We start from the raw sequence: 2,958 nt of genomic DNA on the forward strand, positions 1-2,958 counted from the left end.
AAATGACGTCATTTCGGCGCGGGTGGACATTCCAGCGCACCCATCGTGCATCCCCTTTGGCGAGAAGCTCGGCGGCTGGAGTTCCCTTCGGTACGTGACCGGTAAAGATGAAGGGAACACTCAATCCCCATGTTCTCAGGAGCTCAGCCGATTCGCCGTTAGCACAGTTGGAATCTGCACAGATATTGATCTGGTCCTTAGCGGGCTTACCGCAAAACCCATCCTCGAAAAGTGATGATAGGCGTTGGCGGGCTTCGGCACTGACAGTTTTGTCGTCACCTGCGATAATGCGCTTGGTTTGCTGTCGGAGAGGCTCGCAGAGATAGGGCTTTGGCAGGCCGCGCTGCATGAGTCGAGCCGCCATCTCTGGTCCGCGTCCGCCTTCCGGGACAGGAAGCACGGCGCCGTTCCTGACCCGTTCAGCGATCTCGTCGATTTGCTCATCGAGGCTGTGGTCGTGGTCGCCGTACGAGGCGTCGACAACGAGGGTCGCCGCAGTGGGTGGCGGATCAAATGGATAAAAATGCGACTCGTCTGTGAAGTCTCCCGTGTAGAGAAGACCGTCGCCAACGGCGAGATGGATCCAGACTCCGCCAGGTGCGTGACCGGAACGCCCGGTCTCGATTTTCACCCCAGCGATGTCGACAGATCCGCGGTCAGGCAGCAGGCGTCTGTCAGAATGCGGCACCAGAGTTTCCGGCAACAGAGCCCAGGTTTCCTCAGTCGCATAAACCGGCGGAAAACCGATCTGAGTACGCAGATCAAGGGCGTTCGCATGATCCTCATGGGCGTGCGAAAGCAAGATCGCGTCGACGGGTCGATCGATCGTGCTCAAATCCGGGCGAACGCCAGGCTCGGGCCCCTCGCCGAGATCAAGCAGGAGACGGGTCCCGCCCGCCTCGACCAGAAAGCACGCCGGTCGTTTGCCGCCGACGCCGCTGACGGCCGTCAAACGTGCCTCCGTACGGTCGCGCACGACGTCATAGTCAAAGATGGTACGAGAGTAGGTCATTATTCAACGCTGTACGGAGCGGGCTCAATCAGCCCATGGAAGGACGCCGCGCGGCAGGCGCCGGCGGAAGGACGACACAAGAAGCATAAGGAGGAACACGACGCAGACGATGAGAACGCCGACGGCAGAAGCCAACGTTGTCGCTCCGCTCTCCTCCAGGAAGTACACGGTCGCGCCTATCGTGCGCGTGCTCGACGTGACAAGGAGAACTGAAACCTGGATCTCGGTCAGCACCGTCAAAAAGACCAAGATCGCACCGGCGCCGGCCGCGGGCGCGACCAATGGCACGATGATGTCGACGAGGCGTCTCAGAAAGCCGGCGCCGGCAACGCGCGCCGCCTCCTCCAGCGATCGATCGAGCTGCGCGACCCCGCTAATGGTCGGACGCAATGCCAGCACACTTCTGTTGGTAAGATAGGCAGCCAGGATGATCCATGGCGTACCATAAAGACTCACGTTGATGATCGGCAGCGGCTTGATGAACAACAAGATAGCCGCAAGGGCCACAAGCGTTCCCGGAAGTGCATACCCGACCTCGAGAATGGCGTTTCCAAATCGGACCAAAGCGCTTGCACGCCAGACCACGAAGTAAGCAAAGGGGATGCAGATCACGACGAGAATGCTCGCTGTCGCGACCGCAAGCCAAAAGCTGGTTAGAAAGGCTCCCCGTATCATCGTGTGATGAAAGATGGCGTTGGTGAAATTCTTGAGCGTCACGGTATCGGCTGTCAGGGCCTGACCATATCCGGAAACGAGAGCGGTGGATGTTAGGGCCAATAGCGGAAGAAAGAGGACGCCACCGACAAAGATCCAGCACGCCGTCGCCACCGGTGCACGCCAACGTCCCAGCTTGAAGTGAACGGGCATCGCCGAGAGAGTGGTGATGCGAATGTCCTTGCGGCGCATGAGCCAGCTTTGAAGGGCGAGCCCACCGATCGCGATCACCCCGAGCGACAACGAGAGAAGAGCGACGTCGGCAAAGGCACCCTGGCCGTAATCCGACAATCGTTGATAGATGAGAGTTATCAAGGTCGGTACCCGTCCGGGAATTCCAAGCATCGCGGGAACGGCGAAATTCCCTGCTGCAGACACAAAGGCCAAGGCAGCCCCCGAAATGAGACCGGTCCTCGCCAATGGCAGTACGACGGTCAAGAAGGAACGCATGGGCGAAGCACCTTGCGACCGTGCCGCCTCCACCAGATCAGACGGCAATGCCCTCAAAGTCGCACGCACGGCGAGAAAGACGAGTGGAGCATTATGCAGACCGAGAACCGTAATGATCCCACCGAGCGAGTAGAGCGGATGGCGCGTTCCTGGAGCAGGCGCCATCCCGACCAGTCCAAGCAGCGCACTCGACGGTCCGAAGAGATGAATCCACGCCAACGTCGCAACCTGCGGCGGAATCATCAAGGGAAGGATGAAACAGAATACGAGCGCGGCGCGGTTGCGAATGTCCGTAACGCCGACGATTGCGGCCATGACGGACCCGATCAGGGTGGCGAGCAGCGTGCTGCCGGCCGCCATGAAGACCGTGTTGCTCGCTGCGCGCCAAACGGATGCTTGCCCGAAGACGCGCTGGATCCGCGTGAGGTCCAAAACTCCTTCTGGGGCAAGTCCTTCGAGTACAAGCCGCGACAAGGGCGCTAGCGACAGCAACGCGATGAAAGTGAGCAGACCGACCAGAACGACCGTTTCGGATCCAGGCCAGAAACGTTTCACTTCCACCGACACCGGCATCGACATCGGGTCCTTGAGAACGACTTGATTCATATGGTCCTCCCGATCACCCGCCGAAGATCTCGCGGAATTTCTCTTTCACGTCCTTGTCGGACTTGATCGCGCGATCCACGTCGAGCTTCAGAAGCTTGATCTCGTTCAACTTGGGGAATCCATCGGGCGCGGGCACATCGGGATGAATTGGAATGTTGCCCTGGCGTGCGACGAGC

General features: G+C 59.6%; 2 protein-coding genes. Both read right to left on the minus strand.

The annotated features are described in order from the left end of the window. On the minus strand, positions 1 to 1,012 hold a 1,012-nt coding region (locus AC1DT3_RS16785), incomplete at its 3' end, for an MBL fold metallo-hydrolase (protein ID WP_477466378.1). Between the two features lie 24 nt (positions 1,013 to 1,036). Beyond that, positions 1,037 to 2,782, minus strand: coding sequence for an ABC transporter permease (locus AC1DT3_RS16790; RefSeq protein WP_477466379.1), 1,746 nt, complete (start codon positions 2,780 to 2,782; stop codon positions 1,037 to 1,039). Positions 2,783 to 2,958 lie beyond the last annotated feature (176 nt).

It is taken from the genome of Microvirga sp. P4_G7 (assembly GCF_056401005.1).